Source organism: Kitasatospora sp. NPDC029367 (assembly GCF_055569135.1).
Window position 1 is genome coordinate 3,578 of the sequence record NZ_JBVHYH010000035.1, and the last position, 19,977, is coordinate 23,554.

General features: G+C 72.7%; 19 protein-coding genes. 8 read left to right on the top strand and 11 right to left on the bottom strand.

The window, feature by feature from the left end; genetic code table 11:
• Positions 1–128 precede the first annotated feature (128 nt).
• From pheT to infC, 7 genes are all read right to left on the bottom strand, one after another.
• Positions 129–2,630: a phenylalanine--tRNA ligase subunit beta gene (pheT, locus tag ACZ4W5_RS20000; protein WP_465655897.1), complete on the bottom strand. Its 2,502-nt coding sequence runs from the start codon at positions 2,628–2,630 to the stop codon at positions 129–131.
• Entirely contained in the window at positions 2,630–3,751 is a 1,122-nt protein-coding gene (gene pheS, locus ACZ4W5_RS20005) for a phenylalanine--tRNA ligase subunit alpha (protein WP_360230217.1), read from the bottom strand. Before pheS ends, pheT begins: the two co-directional genes overlap by 1 nt.
• Positions 3,752–3,995: 244 nt before the next feature.
• A complete protein-coding gene (locus tag ACZ4W5_RS20010) occupies positions 3,996–5,099 on the bottom strand; it encodes a sensor histidine kinase (RefSeq protein WP_360230219.1) in 1,104 nt (367 codons plus the stop codon).
• A gap of 116 nt (positions 5,100–5,215) precedes the next feature.
• Entirely contained in the window at positions 5,216–6,082 is an 867-nt protein-coding gene (locus ACZ4W5_RS20015) for a TrmH family RNA methyltransferase (protein ID WP_360230221.1), read from the bottom strand.
• A gap of 115 nt (positions 6,083–6,197) precedes the next feature.
• The gene (rplT, locus tag ACZ4W5_RS20020; protein ID WP_030055649.1) at positions 6,198–6,593 is read right to left on the bottom strand and encodes a 50S ribosomal protein L20; all 396 of its coding nucleotides are present in this window, start codon (positions 6,591–6,593) and stop codon (positions 6,198–6,200) included.
• Positions 6,594–6,700: 107 nt separating this feature from the next.
• Positions 6,701–6,895 carry a 50S ribosomal protein L35 gene (gene rpmI / locus ACZ4W5_RS20025; RefSeq protein ID WP_030055648.1) on the bottom strand — a complete coding sequence of 65 codons (195 nt, stop codon included), beginning with the start codon at positions 6,893–6,895 and terminating at the stop codon, positions 6,701–6,703.
• Positions 6,896–7,036: 141 nt separating this feature from the next.
• Entirely contained in the window at positions 7,037–7,783 is a 747-nt protein-coding gene (gene infC, locus ACZ4W5_RS20030; protein WP_360230381.1) for a translation initiation factor IF-3, read from the bottom strand.
• A gap of 520 nt (positions 7,784–8,303) precedes the next feature.
• Here infC and ACZ4W5_RS20035 point away from each other — a divergent pair.
• Positions 8,304–8,681: a DUF1844 domain-containing protein gene (locus tag ACZ4W5_RS20035; RefSeq protein ID WP_360230223.1), complete on the top strand. Its 378-nt coding sequence runs from the start codon at positions 8,304–8,306 to the stop codon at positions 8,679–8,681.
• Positions 8,682–8,741: 60 nt separating this feature from the next.
• On the opposite strand, the gene ACZ4W5_RS20040 is transcribed toward ACZ4W5_RS20035, so the two are convergent.
• Positions 8,742–9,515: an SseB family protein gene (locus ACZ4W5_RS20040; protein WP_465655899.1), complete on the bottom strand. Its 774-nt coding sequence runs from the start codon at positions 9,513–9,515 to the stop codon at positions 8,742–8,744.
• Between the two features lie 114 nt (positions 9,516–9,629).
• Between ACZ4W5_RS20040 and ACZ4W5_RS20045 the strand changes: the two genes are divergently transcribed.
• The 3 genes from ACZ4W5_RS20045 to ACZ4W5_RS20055 all read left to right on the top strand — a co-directional run bounded on the left by ACZ4W5_RS20045 (position 9,630) and on the right by ACZ4W5_RS20055 (position 12,466).
• The gene (locus ACZ4W5_RS20045) at positions 9,630–10,841 is read left to right on the top strand and encodes an alanine racemase (protein ID WP_465655901.1); all 1,212 of its coding nucleotides are present in this window, start codon (positions 9,630–9,632) and stop codon (positions 10,839–10,841) included.
• 58 nt (positions 10,842–10,899) lie between these two features.
• Entirely contained in the window at positions 10,900–11,301 is a 402-nt protein-coding gene (locus ACZ4W5_RS20050; RefSeq protein WP_360230228.1) for a hypothetical protein, read from the top strand.
• A gap of 241 nt (positions 11,302–11,542) precedes the next feature.
• Positions 11,543–12,466: a lytic polysaccharide monooxygenase auxiliary activity family 9 protein gene (locus ACZ4W5_RS20055; protein ID WP_465655903.1), complete on the top strand. Its 924-nt coding sequence runs from the start codon at positions 11,543–11,545 to the stop codon at positions 12,464–12,466.
• A gap of 148 nt (positions 12,467–12,614) precedes the next feature.
• Here ACZ4W5_RS20055 and ACZ4W5_RS20060 read toward each other — a convergent pair whose 3' ends face one another.
• From ACZ4W5_RS20060 to ACZ4W5_RS20070, 3 genes are all read right to left on the bottom strand, one after another.
• A complete protein-coding gene (locus ACZ4W5_RS20060; RefSeq protein ID WP_465655904.1) occupies positions 12,615–13,793 on the bottom strand; it encodes a DUF2510 domain-containing protein in 1,179 nt (392 codons plus the stop codon).
• Positions 13,794–13,903: 110 nt separating this feature from the next.
• Entirely contained in the window at positions 13,904–14,692 is a 789-nt protein-coding gene (locus tag ACZ4W5_RS20065; protein ID WP_465655906.1) for a 3-oxoacyl-ACP reductase, read from the bottom strand.
• 182 nt (positions 14,693–14,874) lie between these two features.
• Positions 14,875–16,275 (bottom strand): glutamine synthetase family protein, encoded by a 1,401-nt coding sequence (locus tag ACZ4W5_RS20070; protein WP_360230238.1) that lies wholly within the window; start codon positions 16,273–16,275, stop codon positions 14,875–14,877.
• 158 nt (positions 16,276–16,433) lie between these two features.
• On the opposite strand from ACZ4W5_RS20070, the gene ACZ4W5_RS20075 reads away from it, so the two are divergent.
• The 4 genes from ACZ4W5_RS20075 (at position 16,434) to ACZ4W5_RS20090 (ending at position 19,902) form a co-directional block, all read left to right on the top strand.
• The gene (locus tag ACZ4W5_RS20075) at positions 16,434–17,162 is read left to right on the top strand and encodes a gamma-glutamyl-gamma-aminobutyrate hydrolase family protein (protein ID WP_360230240.1); all 729 of its coding nucleotides are present in this window, start codon (positions 16,434–16,436) and stop codon (positions 17,160–17,162) included.
• A 257-nt stretch (positions 17,163–17,419) separates the two neighbouring features.
• The gene (locus tag ACZ4W5_RS20080) at positions 17,420–18,514 is read left to right on the top strand and encodes a cation diffusion facilitator family transporter (protein ID WP_465655909.1); all 1,095 of its coding nucleotides are present in this window, start codon (positions 17,420–17,422) and stop codon (positions 18,512–18,514) included.
• A 57-nt stretch (positions 18,515–18,571) separates the two neighbouring features.
• Positions 18,572–19,474 carry a 5'-3' exonuclease gene (locus ACZ4W5_RS20085; protein WP_465655944.1) on the top strand — a complete coding sequence of 301 codons (903 nt, stop codon included), beginning with the start codon at positions 18,572–18,574 and terminating at the stop codon, positions 19,472–19,474.
• 53 nt (positions 19,475–19,527) lie between these two features.
• Complete coding sequence (locus tag ACZ4W5_RS20090; protein WP_360230244.1) at positions 19,528–19,902, top strand: peptidoglycan-binding domain-containing protein; 375 nt, start codon at positions 19,528–19,530, stop codon at positions 19,900–19,902.
• The last annotated feature ends 75 nt before the right edge of the window (positions 19,903–19,977 follow it).

Genomic DNA, 19,977 nt, shown 5'->3' on the forward strand with positions numbered 1-19,977 from the left:
CTCTTTCTGTGGTCGAGGGGAAAAAAGAAAAAAGGAAGAAAAAAAAACACACCAAAAAAAAAAAACCCCCCCCCCCCCCCCCACCCCCCCCCCCCCCCCCCGGGGCCCTTCGACAGGCCCTGACGGGATCAGGCGCCGCGCAGCACCGCACCGGTGCGGCTGACGGCCTCGGCGACGGCCGCCTCGCGGGCGGCGGTGGCCTCGTCGGCGGTCAGGGTGCGGTCGGCCGCACGGAAGCGCAGCGCGTAGGCCAGCGACTTCTTGCCCTCGCCGACCTGCTCGCCGGTGAACACGTCGAACAGCCGGATGGCCTCCAGCAGTTCGCCCGCGCCCGAGCGCAGCGCGGCCTCGACCTCGGCGGCCGGGACGGCGGTGTCGACGATCAGCGCGACGTCCTGGGTGGCCACCGGGAAGCCGGAGACCGCCGGGCCGTCGACCTTCACCGGGCCGTCGGCCGTCAGCAGGTCGATGTCGAGCTCCATCGCCGCCGTCCGGGCCGGCAGGCCGAGCGCCTTGACCACGCGCGGGTGCAGCTCACCGGCGTGGCCGACCAGCCGGTCGGTCCCGGCGACGACCAGTGCCGCGCAGCGACCGGGGTGCCAGGGCGCGTGCTGGTCCTGGACGACGTTCAGCTCGACGCCGGCCGCGCGGGCCACCGTACGGGCCGCCTCGATCGCGTCCGCCCAGGAGGCCTGCTCGCCCTTGCCCCACCAGCCGGACGGCAGCCGCTCGCCCGCGAGGGCGACGGCGACCCGGCGCGGCTGGTCCGGCAGCGCGGCGTCCAGCGCGGCCAGCTCCTCGTCGCTCGGCCGGTGGTCGACGGCCGGGCGCGGGGCCACGCTCAGCTCGTCCTTGGGCCGGAACACCGTGCCGGTCTCGAAGATCGCCAGGTCGGTGTTGCCCCGGCCGATGTTGCGGCGCAGCGCGCCGAGCAGGCCCGGCAGCAGCGTGGTGCGCAGCGCCGGCTCCTCGTCGTTGAGCGGGTTGACCAGCTTGACCGTACGGCGGCGGCGGTCGTCCGGCTCCAGGCCGAGCGCCTCGAAGGCGGCCTCGCCGAGGAACGGGTAGTTGTTGACCTCGACGTAGCCGGCCCCGGCCAGCGCCACGCCGATCCGGCGGTGGACGCGCTGCGCCTCGGTCAGGCCCTTGCCCGGCGGGACGTTCGGCATCCGGGCGGGGACGTTGTCGTAGCCCTCCAGCCGGATGACCTCCTCCGCGAGGTCGTACGGGTCGGTGAGGTCGGGCCGCCAGGTCGGCGGGGTGACCTCCAGGACGTCGGCGCCCGCGACCGAGCAGCCGATCTCCTGGAGGCGCCGGGTGACGGTCTCGCGGCCGTACACCGTCCCGGCGACCCGGTCCGGCAGGTCGGCGGCGATGGTGATGGTGCGCACCGGGTGCGGGGCCGCGATGTCGGTGACCCCGGCCTCGGCGGTGCCGCCGGCGATCAGCACCAGCAGGTCGACGGCGCGCTGCGCGGCGGCGCGGGCGGCTTCCGGGTCGACGCCGCGCTCGAAGCGCTTGGACGCCTCGGAGGGCAGCTTGTGCCGCTTGGCGGTGCGGGCGATGGAGACCGGGTCGAAGTGCGCGGCCTCGATGATCACCTCGGTGGTGCCCGGGCCGGCGGCCGGGTCGAGGATCTCGGTGGAGGCGCCGCCCATGACCCCGGCCAGGCCGATCGGGCCGCTGGTGTCGCAGATCAGCAGGTCCTCGGCGGCGAGCTTGCGCTCGACCCCGTCGAGGGTGGTGAGGGTCTCGCCCTCCTCCGCCCGGCGGACCGTGATCGGGCCGCTCACCCGCTGCTTGTCGTAGGCGTGCAGCGGCTGGCCGACCTCCAGCATCACGTAGTTGGTGATGTCGACGGTCAGCGAGATCGGGCGGATGCCCGCCTTCTGGAGGCGGCGCTGCAGCCAGATCGGGGACTTGGCGGTCGGGTCGACGCCGACGACCGTACGGGCCACGAAGCGGTCGCAGCCGGCCGGGTCGCTGACCTTGACCAGGTAGCCGAAGGAGTTGGCCGGCGGCACGTCGAGCAGCGCCGGGTCGGCCAGCGGCAGCCCGTACGCGGCGGCGGCCTCCCGGGCCACGCCGCGCATCGACAGGCAGTAGCCGCGGTCCGGGGTGACGGCGATGTCCAGCACCTCGTCGACCAGCTGGAGCAGCTCGATGGCGTCCGTGCCGGGCTCGTACTCCGGCGGGAGCACGATGATGCCGTTGTGGTCGTCGCCCATGCCCAGCTCGCGGGCGGAGCAGATCATTCCGGCCGAGGTGTGGCCGTAGGTCTTGCGGGCCGCGATCGGGAACGGGCCGGGCAGCACGGCGCCCGGGAGCACCACGACGACCTTGTCGCCGACGGCGAAGTTGGTCGCGCCGCAGACGATCTCCTGCGGCGCTCCGGTGCCGTTGGCGTCGCCGACGTTGACGAAGCAGTGCCGGATCGGCTTCTTGAAGCCGGACAGCTCCTCGATGGAGAGCACCTCGCCGACCACCAGCGGGCCCTTGAGGTCGGCGCCGAGCTGCTCGACGGTCTCGACCTCCAGGCCGGCCCGGACCAGGCGCTCGGCCACGTCACGGCCGGTCTCGCCGGCCGGAAGGTCGACGTACTCGCGCAGCCAGGAAAGCGGGACGCGCATCAGATCTCCATCCCGAACGGGAGGGTGAAGCGCACGTCACCCTCGACCATGTCGCGCATGTCGGCGACGTTGTGACGATTCATCAGGATCCGCTCCAGGCCCAGGCCGAAGGCGAACCCGCTGTAGCGGTTCGGGTCCACGCCGCAGGCGACCAGCACCCGCGGGTTGACCACGCCGCAGCCGCCGAGCTCGATCCAGCCCTCGGAGGAGCAGGTGCGGCACGGGCGGTCCGGGTTGCCGACGCTCGCGCCGCGGCACACGAAGCACTGCAGGTCGATCTCGGCGCTCGGCTCGGTGAACGGGAAGTACGAGGGGCGCCAGCGCAGCTCCAGGCCGCCGCCGATCAGCTTCTCGACCAGCACCTCGATGGTGCCCTTGAGGTCGGCGAAGGTGATGCCCTCGTCGACGGCGAGGCCCTCGACCTGGCGGAACACCGGGGTGTGGGTGGCGTCCAGCTCGTCCGTCCGGTAGACCCGGCCGGGGCAGACCACGTAGACCGGGGGCTCGCGGTGGAGCAGGGTGCGGGCCTGGACCGGGGAGGTCTGGGTGCGCAGCACCACGCCGGAGTCGGCGGAGCCGTCCGGGGCCTGCACGAAGAAGGTGTCCTGCATCGAGCGGGCCGGGTGGTCCGGGCCCAGGTTGAGGGCGTCGAAGTTCAGCCACTCGGCCTCGACCTCGGGGCCCTCGGCGACCTGGTAGCCCATCGCGACGAAGGTGTCCTCGATGCGCTCGGCCAGCGTGGTCAGCGGGTGCCGGGCGCCGCGCGGTGCGCGGTCGTAGGGCAGCGTGACGTCCACCGCCTCCTCGACCAGCACGCGGGCGTCCCGCTCCGCCTCCAGCTCGGCCTGGCGCTTGGCCAGGGCCTGGTTGACGGCGCCGCGGGCCTGGCCGATCAGCTTGCCTGCGGCGGCCTTGGCGTGCGGCGGGAGGGCGCCGATCTCGCGGTTGGCGAGCGAGAGCGCGGAACGGTCGCCGGTGTGGGCGACCTTCGCCTGCTTCAGCTCGTCCAGGGAGCCGGCGGCGGCGAAGGCGGCGATCGCCTCGTCCCGCGCCTGCTCCACCACCTCGGGCTTGAGGGCCTCGACCTCGACCGGGTCGTACGACTTGTTGGGTGCCGACATCTCTATCTTCCCGTGCTCCTGCTCGTCCGTGCTCAGGTGTGTGGGCTCGCCTTCGCGTCACGCCCGGCGGGGCCGGGGCGCGGGCGTCCGTTCTCCGTGCTCACGGGGAGTGGCGTCCGCGGCACAGCCGCACAGGGCGTTGCGCAACGCCAAAGGTCGAGTGTAGTCGCAGCGCGTAGCGCGGCTGCCGTCAAGCCCGCCCGGCCACCGATCACAGCTTGCTGTGTCTGTCGTCCACGCTCTCTCAGAGCATGAAGTCGGGTACGCCGGCGGGCAGGATGAATCGGAACCTGGCCCCGCCGCCGGGGGCGCGGTCGACCCGGATCGAGCCGCCGTGGGCCTCCACGATGCCCTTGACGATGTAGAGCCCCAGGCCGGTGCCGCCGCGCTTGGAGCCCCGCCAGAAACGGGTGAAGACGCGCGGCATCGACTCCTCGGGGATGCCGCTTCCTTCGTCGCTCACGGTGACCGCGGTGCCTTCCACGATGCGGGGAGGGGTGCCGGGGCGCTCCCAGACGGGCGCCTCGACGACCTCCTTGGCCGGTGCCACCTCGATGGTGACAGTTCCCTCGCCGTGCCGCACCGCGTTTTCCAGCAGGTTCGCCAGCACCTGGTCGACCTTGTCCGGGTCCGCCCACAGCACAGTCAGCGGCTCGCCGATCCGGATGTCGAAGCGCTCCTCCGGGATCCCGGTGGCGACCTTGCGCTCGACGTGCCGACGCACCGCGGCCGCCAGGTCGACCACCTGCTTGCGCAGCTCCAGCCGCCCGGCGTCGATCCGGGAGATGTCCAGCAGCTCGGCGATCAGCCGGGTGACCCGGTCGGCGTCGGCGTCCACCGTCTCCAGCATCAGCCGCTTCTGCCCGTCGGTGAACCGCTCCCACTTGGCCAGCAGCGTCGCCGTGAAGCCCTTGACGCTGGTCAGCGGGGAGCGCAGCTCGTGCGCGACGGTGGCGATCAGCTCGGCGTGGCTGCGCTCGGTGCGGCGCCGGGCCTCCGTCCCGCGCAGGGCGATCACCAGGCGCTCCAGCGGCCCCTGGGGCACCGCCCGGACGTACCGGGCGGAGACCAGCACCTCGCGGCCGCCGGGCAGCAGCAGGTTGCGCTCGGGCTGGCGGGTGCGGATCGCCAGGCCGCCGTACGGGTCGGTCAGCTGCCACCAGCGGCGGCCGTCCAGGTCCTCCAGCGGCAGGACGTCCTCCAGCGCGCTGCCCAGCGCGGCCTCCGGGAGCACGCCGGTGAGCCGGGCCGCGGCCCGGTTGAATCGGACCACCCGGCCCAGCGCGTCGGCGACCACCAGGCCGTCCGGAAGGTCGTCCGGGTCGAGCTCGGGTCCGCTGCCGACCATGGGTTGCCTCCCCGATTACCCACCGTGCCGTTCCCCCCACCGAGGCAGACCCTAGCGCCTCCCAGGCCCCCGCAGTAGGGCTTGCAACGTGAGAACGCCGCGCGCCCGGGCGTGTGTCAGCCGTTGGAGCGGCAGCCGCCGGGCGACCGCTGGGCCCGGGCCGAGGCGTACAGGCAGACGGCCGCGGCGGTGGCCAGGTTGAGGCTCTCGGCGTGCCCGTGGATCGGGACGCGCACGACCTCGTCGGCGAGCGCGCGGGTCTCCTCCGGGAGCCCCCACGCCTCGTTGCCGAACACCCACGCGCCGGGCGCGCCCAGGGTGCCCTCGTCCAGCTCCCGGTCCAGGTCGCGCTCCCCCGCGCCGTCCGCGGCGAGCACCCGCACCCCGGCCGCGCGCAGCTGCCCGACCGCCTCCTCGACCGGCACGCCGACCGCCACCGGCAGGTGGAACAGGCTGCCGACGGAGGCCCGGACGGCCTTGGGGTTGTACAGGTCCACCGAGGCGTCGGTGAGCACCACGGCGTCCGCACCGGCCGCGTCGGCGGTGCGCAGCACCGTCCCGGCGTTCCCGGGGTCGCGCACATGGGCGAGGATCGCCACCAGCTTCGGCCGGGCCGCCAGGACCTCGGCGAACGGGGTGTCGATGAAGCGGCAGAGCGCCACGATCCCCTGCGGGGTCACCGTGTCGCAGATGTCGGCGATCACCTCGTCGGTGGCGGTCAGCACCGGCACCCCCTCGGCCAGCGCCGCCTCGACGATGTCCGCGTGCCGCTCGGCGGCCTCCAGGCCCACGTACACCTCGACCACGGCGCGCTCGTCCGTCCCCGGCAGCCGGCCGAACGCGACGGCCTCCCGGACGGCCTGCGGGCCCTCGGCCAGGAAGCGGCGCTCCTTGGTGCGCTGGTTCCGCTTGGCGAGCCGGCGGGCGGCGACGACCCGCGGCGAGCGCAGGGAGGTGAGCAGGGGGGTCTCGGTGCTCGACATGGTCTCGTTCTCTGGAGGCGCTGGCGGCTGACGGAGGCTTGTTGAGGGGGGAACGCAGAACCGGACCCGCAGGAGAGCCTGCGGGTCCGGTCAGAGCTCAACCGATCTCGGAAGATCAGGCGGCGTCGGCGGCGGCCTTCGGGGCGTTCACGTCGGCCGGCAGCGCCTTCTGGGCGACCTCGACCAGGGAGGCGAACGCACCCGGGTCGTTGACGGCCAGGTCGGCCAGCATCTTGCGGTCGATCTCGACGCTGGCGGCCTTCAGGCCCTGCACGAAGCGGTTGTAGGTGATGCCGTTGGCACGGGCCGCAGCGTTGATGCGCTGGATCCACAGCTGACGGAAGTCGCCCTTGCGCTTCTTGCGGTCGTTGAAGTTGTAGACCAGCGAGTGGGTGACCTGCTCCTTGGCCTTGCGGTACAGGCGCGAGCGCTGGCCACGGTAGCCGCTGGCGCGCTCCAGGATGACCCGGCGCTTCTTGTGGGCGTTGACTGCCCGCTTGACGCGTGCCACTTGATTACTCCTTGGGTTGGACCACGGACTACTTCACGTGGTCCGTCATTCGAATGGGTCGGGAAGGATCAGCTGCCCCGCACGGCTCGCACCGGGCGGGAGGGCGATCACTTGCCGAGAAGCTTCTTGATCTTCTTGGCGTCAGCGGGGGCCAGCTCGACGGTCCCGGCCAGCTTGCGGGTCAGCGTCGAGGGCTTGTGCTCCAGGAGGTGGCGGCGGCCGGCGCGCTCGCGCAGCACCTTGCCAGAGCCACTGATCTTGAAGCGCTTGCTGGCGCCACTGTGCGTCTTCTGCTTCGGCATTTCGCCGTATCTCCTCGTCAGTCCCGTCCACGCCCGCGCGACCTGCGCCGCGCGGGCGTGAACTGGATGGATCTGTGGTGACCGGGCGGGACGCCCTGTCACCCTGGGGGCCGACCCCCGGACCTCCGTGAGCCTTGCGGCTCAGGCGCCCTGGGAAGCGGCCGGCTGCTCGACCGGGGCCTCGGCCTCGGCGGCCGGCGCCTCGGCCGGGGCGTCCTGCGCCTCGGTCACGGCGTCGTCGGCCACCTGGTCCTCGGCGGCCAGGTCCTCGGCCACCGCGTCGTCGTCCGCGGCGGCGTCGGAGCCGGGGGTCCGGCCCAGTCGCTCGGCCTTGCGGGCGTCCGCGAGGGCGCGGGCCTCGGCCATCGCCTCGGTCTTCTTCTTGTGCGGGCCAAGAACCATGATCATGTTCCGGCCGTCCTGCTTCGGCGAGGACTCGACGAAGCCCAGGTCCTGGACGTCGTCGGCGAGCCGCTGCAGCAGACGGAAGCCCAGCTCGGGGCGGGACTGCTCACGACCACGGAACATGATCGTGATCTTGACCTTGTCGCCCTGCTTGAGGAACCGGACGACGTGACCCTTCTTGGTGTCATAGTCGTGCGGGTCGATCTTCGGCCGGAGCTTCATCTCCTTGATGACCGTGTGCGCCTGGTTCTTGCGCGCCTCACGGGCCTTCATGGCCGACTCGTACTTGAACTTGCCGTAGTCCATGAGCTTGCACACCGGCGGCCGGGCGGTCGCCGCGACCTCGACCAGGTCGAGGTCGTACTCCTGCGCAAGCTCCAGCGCCTTGGCAAGCGGCACGATGCCGACCTGCTCGCCGCTGGGACCGACGAGTCGCACCTCCGGAACGCGAATCCGGTCGTTGATGCGGGGCTCGGTGCTGATGGGGCCTCCTCGGTTGCACCTTCTGCGATGCGGCCGTCGGACGGCGGTCGCACGTAGTGGACTCGACCACTGGGCGGGGCTTCATTCGTGCTGCGCTGCCCGATGCCTCTCGGCACCGCGTGCACCGCGACACGAAAAAAGCCCCGCTCGGTACAAGCGGGGCTCCACACAACCGGGGGCTGCGTCCGGTGAGGGACGCTGCGGGCGACTCGGCGCCTCGGCGCCCGTCGCGGACCGGGACCCGTCGACCGCGAGGTCGACCAGGTGGGAGACTTTCGCGGTTGCCCTCTCGGGCCTCCTGAGTGGAGCCTCCACTTGCTGGCCAGGCGCCCATGCGGGATCCCGGCCGGTCAGTCTCGAAGCTTACAGCGTCGCGCTGTCGAACGCTATTCCGCCCCGGTTCCGCCGGACTCCGGCGCGGCGCACTGCCCACCCGGGGCCTCCCGGGCCCTCCCCGCGCGTTCCGGCCCCCCTTGTACGCTCCACCTGTACCCACACCGCACGACGGAACGAGCCCCCCTTGAGCAGCGAGCCCACCCAGACCCCCGGCACGGACGACGACGCGATCGGCTTCGACGACCTCACCCGCGACATCGCCGAGGTCCCGGCGGTCGAGGTGATCACCACCGTCGCGGTGCACCTGATGAGCGCGGCCGCGGTCAAGTGCGGTCTGGCCGAGGGCGGCGAGAAGGACAAGGACCTGGACGAGGCCCGCAAGCTGATCACCGCGCTCGCCGGGCTGGTCACCGCCGGCGCCCCGGAGATCAGCAACTTCCACGCGGCCCCGCTGCGCGACGGGCTGCGCTCGCTCCAGCTGGCCTTCCGCGAGGCCTCGCTGGTGCCGGACGCGCCGGGCACCGGGCCGGGCGAGAAGTTCACCGGGCCGGTCTACAGCTGAGACGGATCCGGCCGGGGCCGTCACGTACGAAATTTCGTACGTGGCGGCCCTTCGTCGTGTCTACCGCCGGTACAGCGGCTCCCCCGGCAGCTGGGCACTCGCCGGCAGCACCGCGAGGTCCAGCCCCCGGTCCAGCCGCACCCGCAGGACCGGGTCCCCGGCCACCGCCCGGCCGACCCGCTGCGCGGCCTCCTGCAGCCCCGCCTGGTCCAGCGCCGGGTCGAACACCACCGCGAGCACCCCGTCCGAGTCCTCCGAAGGCGCCAGCAGCCCGCTGACCACCTGCGGCTCGGCCGCCAGCAGCGCCCGGACCGCCTCCCGCACGTCCGGGTCCCGGACCGGCGGCAGGTACGGCCGGTTCTCCGCCAGCGCCCGCAGCCGGGCGCCGGACAGCAGGAACGGCACCGGCCCGGCCGGGTCGACCAGCAGGGTGTCGGCGCGCTCGGAGAAGGCGACCATCGCCGCCTGCGGGGCCGCGGTCGGCGCCGGGCGGGCGTCGGCCCGCCAGCGGGTGAGCGCCTCCAGCGAGGTGAAGGCGGGCAGCGCGCGGCGCCCGTCCGGGGCCTCCAGCACCGGGACGGCCATGTCGCTGGACTTGTCGTGCTTGTGCCCGTGCTCGTCCACCTCGACCTCACCCAGGACGGCCACGATCGGGACCATCAGCCGGGTCGGGGTCAGCGCCGCCAGCACCTCGGGCTCGGCCGTACGGTCCTGCGACCAGCGGGCCAGGGCCGCGGTCAGGGCCGCGTCCGCCGTGCCGTCGTCGTCGGAGAAGCCGGGATTCGGGATGCTCTTGCCGACGAACGCCGGGTTGGAGAAGTCTTTGCGGTCCACCCGGCCGACCCTATGCCACCGGCCCGCACCGCCCGCATTTCCGTGCCCAGGCCCTCTACATTTCCGTGCACACAGCCTCTACCCACCGGTAGCGCACTGTGGCACCCTGCGCCCATGCCCATCCTCGTTGCGCGTACCCCTGTCACGGACCGGCACCGCTACGACCGGGCCACCGCCCATCTGGACGGGCCGGTGGCCGTCGTGGACCTCGCCGCCTTCGACGCCAACGCCGCCGACCTGGTGCGCCGGGCGGGCGGCAAGCCGATCCGGCTCGCCAGCAAGTCCCTGCGCTGCCGGGCCCTGCTGGACCGGGCCTTGGCCGTGGACGGCTTCGCCGGGGTGATGACCTTCACCCTGGACGAGTCGCTCTGGCTGGCCCGCACCGGCGTGCGCGACGTCCTGCTCGCCTACCCCTCCACCGACCGCGCCGGCTACGCCGAACTGACCGGCGACCAGGACCTGGCCGAACGGGTCACCGTCGTCCTGGACGACCCGGCCCAGCTGGACCTCGTCGACAAGGCCCGCACCGGCGACGCCGAGGTCCGGGTCTGCCTGGAACTGGACACCGCGCTGCACCTGTTCGGCGGCCGGGTCCGGGTCGGCGCCCGGCGCTCACCGCTGCGCACCCCGGAGGAGCTCGGCACCTTCGCCGAACTCGTCCAGCGCCGGCCCGGGTTCCGGGTGGTCGGCCTGATGGCGTACGAGGGGCACGTGGCCGGGGTGGGGGACCGGGTGCCCGGGCGGCCGGTGCGCTCGCAGGTGGTCCGGCTGATGCAGAGCCGGGCCCGGACCGAACTGGCCGAGCGGCGCGCGGCCGTGGTGCGGCGGCTGCGACAGGTCACCGAGCTGGAGTTCGTCAACGGCGGCGGCACCGGCAGCGTGGAGTCCACCGCCGCCGAACGGGCTGTCACCGAGGTCGCCGCCGGCTCGGGGCTCTACCAGCCGCAGCTGTTCGACAACTACCGCGCCTTCCGGGGCCGCCCGGCCGCCCTGTTCGGCCAGCCCGTGGTGCGCCGCCCCGGCGTCGGGGTGGTCACGGTGCTCGGGGGCGGCTACCCGGCCTCCGGCCCGATCGGACCGGACCGCGCCCCCGTGCCGTACCTGCCGTTGGGCCTGCAGTACGACCCGATGGAGGGCGCCGGCGAGGTGCAGACCCCGCTGATCGGCCCGGCCGCCGACGACCTGCTGATCGGCGACCGGGTCTGGTTCCGGCACGCCAAGGCGGGCGAGCTGTGCGAGCGCTTCGCCGAACTGCACCTGATCGAGGGGGACCGGATCGTCCGCACCGTCCCCACCTACCGGGGCGAGGGGAAGACGTTCCTCTGACGGTTCGTCCGGCCCTGCCCTACCGTGGTGCCGACACGAAGAACGACGAGGGAGCAGCATGGAAGCCGAGATCGTCCAGCAGATGGTGACGTCGGGCGCCTCTTCACTGGCCGGGCTGATGGCCACCGCGGCCTGGCAGCAGGTCAGTTCGCGGGTCTCCCGGATGTTCGGGCGCGGCGAGGAGGACGAGGCGACGAGCGCCGAGCTGGAAGTGATCCGGGCCGAGGTGGTGGAGGCCGGCGACGACGAGGACGCCCTGGCGGACCAGACGGCCGTACTGCGCACCCGGCTGCGCCGGCTGTTCCGCGAGCACCCGGAGGCGGCGGAGGAACTCCGGGAGATCCTGGCGGAGTTCACCCCCCGGCAGGAGCCCGGATCGACGTACATCTACAACACAGTCAGCGGCGGCAGCAACGGAAACGTGATCCAGGCCGGCAAGATCAACAAGGTGCAGAACTGACCTTTCCCCAGCCTTAAGCGGGCCCGATGGAACACCTAACCCCGGTGTCCCATCGGGCCTTTGCGCTGCTCGGGAGCCTACGGTCAGTCAACAACCGCATCACGCCTGGCTATTGCCTTATGGTCCAGACCAATCCTACGCTCTGGCCGAGGGCCGCGATCCGGGCCGGCGGCCCCCGGACGGGCAGGCGTGTCCGCTCCCCCACACCCGCCCGGAACGACGGCCAAGGAGTCCCCACCCCATGTCCATCAAGCGAAGTGCCCTGTCCGTCGGCGTGGTCGGCGCCGCGGTCCTCGCGGTGGCCGCGACCACCGCCGGCACCGCCGGTGCCCACGGCACCATGACCGGGCCGGTCAGCCGGATCGCCGCCTGCTACGCCGAGGGGCCCGAGCACCCGGTGTCCCAGGTCTGCAAGGACCTCGTCGCCGCGAGCGGCACCCAGCCGCTGTACGACTGGAACGAGGTCAACATCGCCAACGCCAACGGCAACCACCAGGCGCTGATCCCGGACGGCAAGCTCTGCTCGGCCAACCGCGACAAGTACGCGGCCCTGGACTGGCCCCGCACCGACTGGCCGGCCACCCCGGTCAGCGCCGGCAGCTTCACCTTCCAGTTCCGCACCACCGCGCCGCACCTCGGCACCCAGACCGTCTACATCACCAAGCCGGGCTACGACCCGACCAAGCCGCTCAAGTGGTCGGACCTCGACCCGACCCCGGTGGCCCAGGTGCAGGTCGACCGGACCGCCACCAACGGGTACTACACCTACCCGGGCACCCTGCCGCAGCGCACCGGCCGCCAGCTGCTCTACATGATCTGGCAGCGCAGCGACAGCCCGGAGGCGTTTTACAGCTGCTCGGACGTCGACTTCGGCAAGTCCGGCACCGCCGCCGGGGCCCCGGCCGTCTCCTCGTTCGCCGCCCCGGCCGCGCCCAGCGACGCCCAGATCGCGGCCGACGCCCCCAAGTCCACGGTCGCCCACCACGGGCACGGCGGGGACCCGAACGCCCCGGCCGGCCAGCCCCTCCCGACCACCTCGGCGGCCGTGGGCGGCACTTCCGCCACCGGTCCGCTGCTGCTCGCCGGTGCCGCCGCGCTCGGGGTCGGCTGGGCGGGCATGGTACTCCGGCGCCGTCGCGTCGAGGCTGTTCGACGCGACTCCTGACGCCGGACGACGCGGGGCCGGGCCGGCCCACCCCCGTCCGGTCCGGTTCCGTGGCTCCCCCTGCGCCTGCACCCCGAGGTGCACGGCGACGGCCCGCCGGGGAGGACTTCCTCCCGGGCGGGCCGTCGCGGTGTGAGGAGCGGGGGACTCAGGTGGTGGCCGTACCGGAGCCGTCGGGGCTGCCGTCCGGGCTGCTGCCGGAGCCGCTGCCGGAACCGCCGCCCGTGCCGGAACCGCCGCCCGGCAGGCCGGGCAGACCGGGGACACCCGGGATCTTGCCCTTGAAGTCGGTGATGCCCTTCACGATGGTGTCCATCACGCCGACGTCCGGTGCCTTGTCGGCGATGTCGAAGCCGAAGTGCACCGAGACCAGCGCCTTGCCGTCCGCGGTCGGGAAGACCACCGTCTGGACGTAGCCGCTGTTGCCCTTGGCCGCGTCCACCTTCCAGCGGACCAGGTAGCCGTCCTTCCCGTTGACCTTCACGGCCTCGGACTTGAGCTCCTGGTGGCCGGTGACGTCGCCGTAGGACTCCTTGACGGCCTTGTCGATGTCGGCCTTCGCCGCCGCCTGGGCGTCGGTGCCGCCGCCACTGATCCGGCCGGTGTTCACCCCGCCGAGGGTGCAGTTGTCGGTGCCGTCCGGGCACTTGTAGGCACCGACGGTGAGCGCGGCGTAGCCGTCGTTGGTGGTGCCCGCCTGCCAGCCGGAGGGGGTGGGCAGGGTGAGTCCGTTCACCAGGTCGATCGCCTTGTTGGCGCCCGGCTTGGACTTCCCGCTGCCGTTGCCGCCGCCGGGGTTGCCCTTCCCGCCGTTGCCCCCGCTCCCGCCGCTCCCGCCACTCCCGCCGCCGAAGCCGGGGAAGCCGGGGAAGCCGAACGACCCGTCGCCGTTCGGGGCCGGCTGGTTGCGGGCGGCGCTGCGCTGCGGCCGGCCGTTGTCGTGGCCGTCCATCGCCAGGTAGGTGATCCCCGAGCCGGCGCCCAGGCCGAGCACGGCGGCCACGACGGTGGCCACCACCAGCTTGGACGGCTTGCGGCGCGGCTTGCGCGGCACCTCACCGGGCACCCCGTAGCCGGTGCCGAAGGGCGGCGGCTCCGGGTAGCGGACCGCCGGGCCGCTGTCCAGGACCTCGCCCTCCAGCACCCTGGGCTGTTCGGCCGTCTCCGGCCCCGGGGCCGCGGCGGCCGGGGACTCCGGCTGCGGGGCGTCCGAGGGTGCGGGCCGGGTGTCGGCCGTCCAGCCCTTGCCGTCCCACCAGCGCTGCGGTCTCGGGTCGCCGGTGTTCTTCGGGTCCGGGTACCACCCGGCGGGAATCTGCTCGCTCACAGCAAAGAATCTAAAGGTAGCCGGATAAACGCGAAATCAGCGCAACCGGGAATTCCGGAGGTTTTCGATGAGATTACGGTGAGAAGCCCCGGCGGGCCGGGGGCGCGGGCCTACAGCGGGGTGACGTACGCCCCGGAGATGCCGCCGTCCACCAGGAACTCGCTCGCGGTGATGAACGAGGAGTCGTCGCTGGCCAGGAAGGCCACCGCGGCAGCGATCTCCTCGGCCCGGGCGAACCGGCCGAGCGGGATGTGCACCAGTCGGCGGGCCGCCCGCTCCGGGTCCGCGGCGAACAGCTCGCGCAGCAGCGGGGTGTCCACCGGCCCGGGCGACAGCGCGTTCACCCGGATGCCCTCCCGGGCGAACTGCACGCCTAGCTCCCGGGACATCGCCAGCACCCCGCCCTTGGAGGCGGTGTACGAGATCTGCGAGGTGGCCGCGCCCATCCGGGCCACGAAGCTGGCGGTGTTGATGATCGAGCCGCGCCCGTGCCGCCGCATGTACGGCAGCGCGGCCTTGCAGCACAGGTAGACCGAGGTCAGGTTGACCTCCTGGACCTTGCGCCAGGCGTCCAGCCCGGTGGTCAGGATCGAGTCGTCCTCCGGCGGGGAGATGCCCGCGTTGTTGAACGCGACGTCCACGCTGCCGTAGGTCTCGTACGCCTCGTCGAACAGCGCCTCCACCATGTACGGGTCGGTGACGTCGGTGTGCACGAACAGCCCGCCGACCGCCTTGGCGGCGGCCCGTCCGCTCTCCTCGTCCAGGTCCGCGCAGACCACCTTGGCGCCCTCCGAGGCGAGCCGGCGGGCCGCGGCCAGGCCGATCCCGCTGCCCGCGCCGGTGACCACGGCGGTGCGGCCGACCAGGCGGCGGCAGACGATGTCGTCCTGCTCGGTCATGGACCGTCACTCCTCGGTGTGGATGAAGACGTTCTCGGTCTCGGTGAAGTGGCGCAGCGCGTCCGGGCCTTCACCGGGCGCTGGACCGCCGCGTCCAGCTGCTCGGCGGTGGTGTCCGCAACGGTGGCGAGCAGCTCGCCGGTGGCGGGGTTGCGGACGTCACTCGTCGAATCGGTCACGGCTCACATCCGTTCGAAGGAGCGGTAGCGCTCCCAGTCGGTGACGGTCCCGTCGTAGGCGGCCTGCTCGACCCGGGCCATGTTCAGGTAGTGCTCGACCACGTCGCCGCCGAAGGCCGTCCGGGCCAGTTCGCTGCCCGCCCACAAGTCGGCGGCCTCGCGCAGCGATCCGGGCACCCGGGCGTACTCCTCCACCCCGTAGGCGTTGCCCAGGCAGGGCGCGGGCAGGTCGAGCTTGCGCTGCAGGCCGTCCAGTCCGGCCGCGATCATCCCGGCCACCGCGAGGTACGGGTTGACGTCGCCGCCGGGCACCCGGTTCTCCATCCGCAGGGCCGGGCCGTGGCCGACCACCCGGTAGGCGCAGGTGCGGTTGTCCCGGCCCCAGGCGACGGCGGTCGGGGCGAAGGAGCCCGGGCGGTAGCGCTTGTAGGAGTTGATGTTCGGCGCGTACAGCAGGCTGAACTCGCGCAGCGCGGCGAGCTGCCCGGCCAGGAAGTGCCGCATGGTGTCGGTCATCCGGCCGTCCCGGTCGGCGAAGGCGGGGGCGCCGACGGCGTCGCGCAGCGACAGGTGGATGTGGCAGCTGTTGCCCTCGCGCTCGTCGTACTTGGCCATGAAGGTGAGCGCGCAGCCCTGTTGGGCGGCGATCTCCTTGGCGCCGGTCTTGTAGACGCTGTGCTGGTCGCAGGTGGTGAGGGCGTCGGAGTAGCGGAACGCGATCTCGTGCTGGCCGAGGTTGCACTCGCCCTTGGCGGACTCGACGGTCAGCCCGGCGCCCGCCATCTCGTTGCGGATCCGGGCGAGCAGCGGCTCGACCCGGGCGGTGCCCAGCATCGAGTAGTCCACGTTGTAGAGGTTCGCCGGGGTGAGGCCGCGGTAACCGCCCAGCCAGGCCTGCTCGTAGGTGTCGCGGAAGACCAGGAACTCCAGCTCGGTGCCGATGTCGGCGGTCAGCCCGTACTCGGCGAGCCGGGCGAGCTGGCGGCGCAGCAGCTGGCGCGGGGCGGCGTCCACCGGGTGGCCGCCGTGCCGGGCCAGGTCGGCGGTGACCTGGGCTGTGCCGGGCTGCCAGGGCGTCAGCCGCAGGGTGCCGAGGTCGGGGCGCATCGCGAAGTCGCCGTAGCCGGTGGCCCAGGAGGAGAAGGCGTAGCCGTCCACCGTGTTCAGGTCGACGTCCACGGCGAGCAGGTAGTCGCAGGCCTCGGCGCCGTGCTCCGCGACCTCGTCGAGGAAGAATCGGGCGGCGAACCGTTTTCCCTGCAGCCGGCCCTGCATGTCGGTGAAGGCAAGCGCGACGGTGTGCACCTCGCCCGCGTCCACCAGGACGCGCAGCTCGTCCAGGGTCAGTGGCGGCCGGGGCCGCGAACCCCCGGGGGCGTTCTCGGGCATGGCGTTCTCGGGCATGCCGAAACCCTCCTCCTCCACGATCACTCTTCGAGATCAAGCGGTCACAGCGAACCGTACGGCCTGCGGCTCACGGGGCGGAAGAGGGCGGACGGGTGTGGCGCGCCGACGTGCGTGATTGACGAAGTACCGGACGGTACGGGGGGAGAATGCGCGCCATGGATCGCAGGCCTTTCATCGGTGTCAGCACCTACCTGGTGGACGCGAGTTGGAGCGACTGGCGCGGCCGTCGCGTCGCCCTGGTGCCGGAGCGGTACACCGCCTACGTGCAGGACTCCGGCGGGATCGCCGTCCTGCTCCCGCCCGACGCCCCCGAGCGCGCCCCCGAGGCGCTGGCCCGGCTCGACGCCCTCGTCATCGCCGGCGGACCGGACATCGACCCGGCGTACTACGGGGAACCCGCCCACCCGTTGACGGACGTCGACTCGCCGGAACGCGACGTCTGGGAGGTCGCCCTGCTGCGCGGCGCCCTGGCGGCGGGCATGCCGGTGCTGGGGATCTGCCGGGGCATGCAGGTGCTGAACGTGGTCTGCGGCGGGACGCTGGTGCAGCACCTGCCGGACGTCCTCGACGTGGACGTCCACGCGGGCACGCCGGGGTGCTACGGCGCCCACCTGGTACGGCCGGTGCCGGGCACGCTGGTCGGCGGACTGCTGCCGGAGACCGAGCTGGAGGTGCCCACCTTCCACCACCAGGCCGTCGACCGCCTCGGCACCGGCCTGCGGGTCAGCGCCCTCGCCCCGGACGGCACGGTGGAGGCCGTCGAGGGCCCCGGCTTCACCGTCGGCGTCCAGTGGCACCCCGAACAGGGCACCGACCTCCGCCTCATGCAGGCCCTCGTCCGCGCCGCCACGGCCGCCTCGCTGGACGCGATCACCCTCGCCTGAAAGTGCGATGAACGCCCTTGCGCCAAGGGGCAGTAGGGCGCGGGCCGGCCCCGTCTCGTAGGCGCCCCCGACCAGGGCCGGTGCCACCGGCGACCCGGGCTCGGGGCGGGCGGCGCAGCGGCGATCGGGTGCCGTCCGAGCGGCAACGACAACGGTCACCAGTACAACCTTTGGATCTTTGTCGATTCTGCGGTTCACTTCGAGTGCGGGGCGATCGCGCCCCGTCGCCTCCACCCGTGCGTCCAGAGAGGACTTCGATGGCCGGGCACGAGCATTCCCACGATGATCATGCACATGACCACCAGAACCCGCAGGACCACGGCAACGGAAACACGGGTCACGGCAGCCACGCGCGCGGCCACGGGGGCCACGGGGGCCACGGGGGCCACACGCACGGCGTCGCCGCCGACGCCGACCGCCGCTGGCTGGTCAGCGCCCTCACCCTGATCCTCGTCTTCATGGCCGGCGAGGTCGTGGTCGGCTTCGCCGCCCAGTCCCTGGCCCTGATCTCCGACGCGGCGCACATGCTCACCGACGCCGCCTCGATCGTGCTCGCCCTGGTCGCCATGCGGCTCTCCGCCCGCCCGGCCCGCGGCGGCTACACCTACGGGCTCAAGCGCGCCGAGATCCTCTCCGCCCAGGCCAACGGCGTCACCCTGCTGATCCTCTCCGCCTGGCTCGGCTACGAGGCGATCACCCGGCTGATCAGCCCGCCCGAGGTCACCGGTTCGCTGGTGCTGGTCACCGCGCTGATCGGGATCGTGGTCAACCTGGCCGCCACCTGGTGCATGTCCAAGGCCAACCGCAGTTCGCTGAACGTCGAGGGCGCCTTCCAGCACGTGCTCACCGACCTGTACGCCTTCATCGCCACCGCCGTGGCCGGTGCGGTCGTGCTGACCACCGGCTTCGCCCGGGCCGACGCGATCGCCTCGCTGATCGTGGTGGCGCTGATGCTCAAGGCGGGCATCGGGCTGGTCCGGGACTCCGGGCGGATCTTCCTGGAGGCCGCCCCGGCCGGGATCGACCCGGACGCGGTGGCCGACCGGCTGGTCACCGAGCCGCTGGTCGAGGAGATCCACGACCTGCACATCTGGGAGATCACCTCCAACCAGCCGGCCCTGTCGGCGCACATCCTGGTGACCCCCGGCGGCGACTGCCACGCCGTGCGGCGCGAACTGCAGCGCCGACTGGCGAAGGAGTACGGCATCACCCACAGCACCCTCCAGGTCGACCACGTCGGCGAGGACGAGGCGGGCGCGCTGCTGCAGATCGCCGGCCCGGGCAACCCGGCCGCCGAGCACTGCGCCGACGCCCACGGCCCGGTGCACCGCGCCGGCCCGCACGAGCACTGAGACCACCGTCCGTCGGCGCGGTGCGGCATGATCTGACTCGTGACCGCACCGCGACTGATGCTGCTCGACTCCGCCAGCCTGTACTTCCGGGCTTACTACGGCGTACCGGACTCCCTGCGCTCACCGCAGGGGGAACCGGTCAACGCCGTCCGCGGCCTGCTGGACTTCATCGCCCGGCTGGTCCACGACCACCGGCCGGACGAACTCGTCGCCTGCATGGACGCCGACTGGCGCCCCCAGTGGCGGGTGGACCTCGTCCCCTCGTACAAGACCCACCGGGTCGCCGAGGCCGCCGTGGACGGCGAGGAGGAGGTCCCGGACACCCTCGCCCCGCAGGTGCCGGTGATCGAGCAGGTGCTGGACGCCCTCGGCATCGCCCGGGTCGGCTCCCCCGGCTACGAGGCGGACGACGTGATCGGCACCCTCACCGCCCGCGCCACGGGCCCGGTGCAGATCGTCACCGGGGACCGCGACCTGTTCCAACTCGTCGACGACGCCCGGCAGATCACCGTGCTGTACCCGGTCAAGGGCATGGGCAACCTCCAGGTCACCGACGACGCGGTGCTGCTGGAGAAGTACGGCGTGCGCGGCGACCGGTACGCCGACATGGCCGCCCTGCGCGGCGACCCGTCCGACGGCCTGCCCGGCGTCAAGGGCATCGGCGAGAAGACCGCCGCCCAGCTGATCAACGAGTACGGCGACCTGGCCGCGATCCGCGCCGCCGCCCTGGACGTCGGCTCCCGCCTCACCCCGGCCCGCCGCCGCAACCTCGTCGAGGGCGCCGCCTACCTGGACGTCGCCCCCACCGTCGTCCGCGTCGCCACCGACGCCCCCCTCCCGGACTTCGACCCCACCCTCCCCCGCGAGCCCGCCGACCCGATGACCCTGGAACACCTCTCCGCCCGCTGGGGCCTCGGCACCTCCCTCACCCGCCTGCTGGAGTCCCTCGCCACCCGCTGAGGTACGGTTCGGGGAAACTGATGATCAGTTGTGTTCCGAATTCGGGGGTCCCTTTGAACACCAGCTCCATCAAGCGGCGCGGCGCGTTCCTGCTCGCGGCCGCCGCCCTGGCCACCGTCGGCGTCGCCGGCACCGCCCAGGCCGTGCCCAACTCCGGCTCGCTGTGGGTCGGTTACGGCAAGAGCAACACCTACGCCAGCGTGAAGTGCGTGCAGCAGATTTCCAACAGCCTGCACTACCAGACCGGTTACCACACCATCACGGTGGACGGCTCGTTCGGCCAGGACACCTACGGGGCGGTCGTCGCGATCCAGAAGTGGGCGGGTCTGGACCCGGACGGCGTCGTCGGCCCGCGGACCGGCGACGTCATGGTCGAGACGACCAAGGACTACTACGGCTGCTACTCCGCCCTGCCCACCCTCAAGTAGCACCGGGCAAGTAGGGCCGGCGCACGTAGCGCCGGGACGCGGCACGACAGGGGCCCGCGCGTTCGGTGGCGAACG

What these genes read in the sequence shown, in the direction of transcription:
- ACZ4W5_RS20065 (WP_465655906.1), bottom strand. Translation starts at nt 14,692, where the DNA reads ATGACCGAGCAGGACGACATCGTCTGCCGCCGCCTGGTCGGCCGCACC.
- pheT (WP_465655897.1), bottom strand. Translation starts at nt 2,630, where the DNA reads ATGCGCGTCCCGCTTTCCTGGCTGCGCGAGTACGTCGACCTTCCGGCC.
- ACZ4W5_RS20070 (WP_360230238.1), bottom strand. Translation starts at nt 16,275, where the DNA reads ATGCCCGAGAACGCCATGCCCGAGAACGCCCCCGGGGGTTCGCGGCCC.
- ACZ4W5_RS20075 (WP_360230240.1), top strand. Translation starts at nt 16,434, where the DNA reads ATGGATCGCAGGCCTTTCATCGGTGTCAGCACCTACCTGGTGGACGCG.
- ACZ4W5_RS20050 (WP_360230228.1), top strand. Translation starts at nt 10,900, where the DNA reads ATGGAAGCCGAGATCGTCCAGCAGATGGTGACGTCGGGCGCCTCTTCA.
- pheS (WP_360230217.1), bottom strand. Translation starts at nt 3,751, where the DNA reads ATGTCGGCACCCAACAAGTCGTACGACCCGGTCGAGGTCGAGGCCCTC.
- ACZ4W5_RS20085 (WP_465655944.1), top strand. Translation starts at nt 18,572, where the DNA reads ATGCTGCTCGACTCCGCCAGCCTGTACTTCCGGGCTTACTACGGCGTA.
- ACZ4W5_RS20045 (WP_465655901.1), top strand. Translation starts at nt 9,630, where the DNA reads ATGCCCATCCTCGTTGCGCGTACCCCTGTCACGGACCGGCACCGCTAC.
- ACZ4W5_RS20015 (WP_360230221.1), bottom strand. Translation starts at nt 6,082, where the DNA reads ATGTCGAGCACCGAGACCCCCCTGCTCACCTCCCTGCGCTCGCCGCGG.
- ACZ4W5_RS20010 (WP_360230219.1), bottom strand. Translation starts at nt 5,099, where the DNA reads ATGGTCGGCAGCGGACCCGAGCTCGACCCGGACGACCTTCCGGACGGC.
- rpmI (WP_030055648.1), bottom strand. Translation starts at nt 6,895, where the DNA reads ATGCCGAAGCAGAAGACGCACAGTGGCGCCAGCAAGCGCTTCAAGATC.
- ACZ4W5_RS20080 (WP_465655909.1), top strand. Translation starts at nt 17,420, where the DNA reads ATGGCCGGGCACGAGCATTCCCACGATGATCATGCACATGACCACCAG.
- ACZ4W5_RS20055 (WP_465655903.1), top strand. Translation starts at nt 11,543, where the DNA reads ATGTCCATCAAGCGAAGTGCCCTGTCCGTCGGCGTGGTCGGCGCCGCG.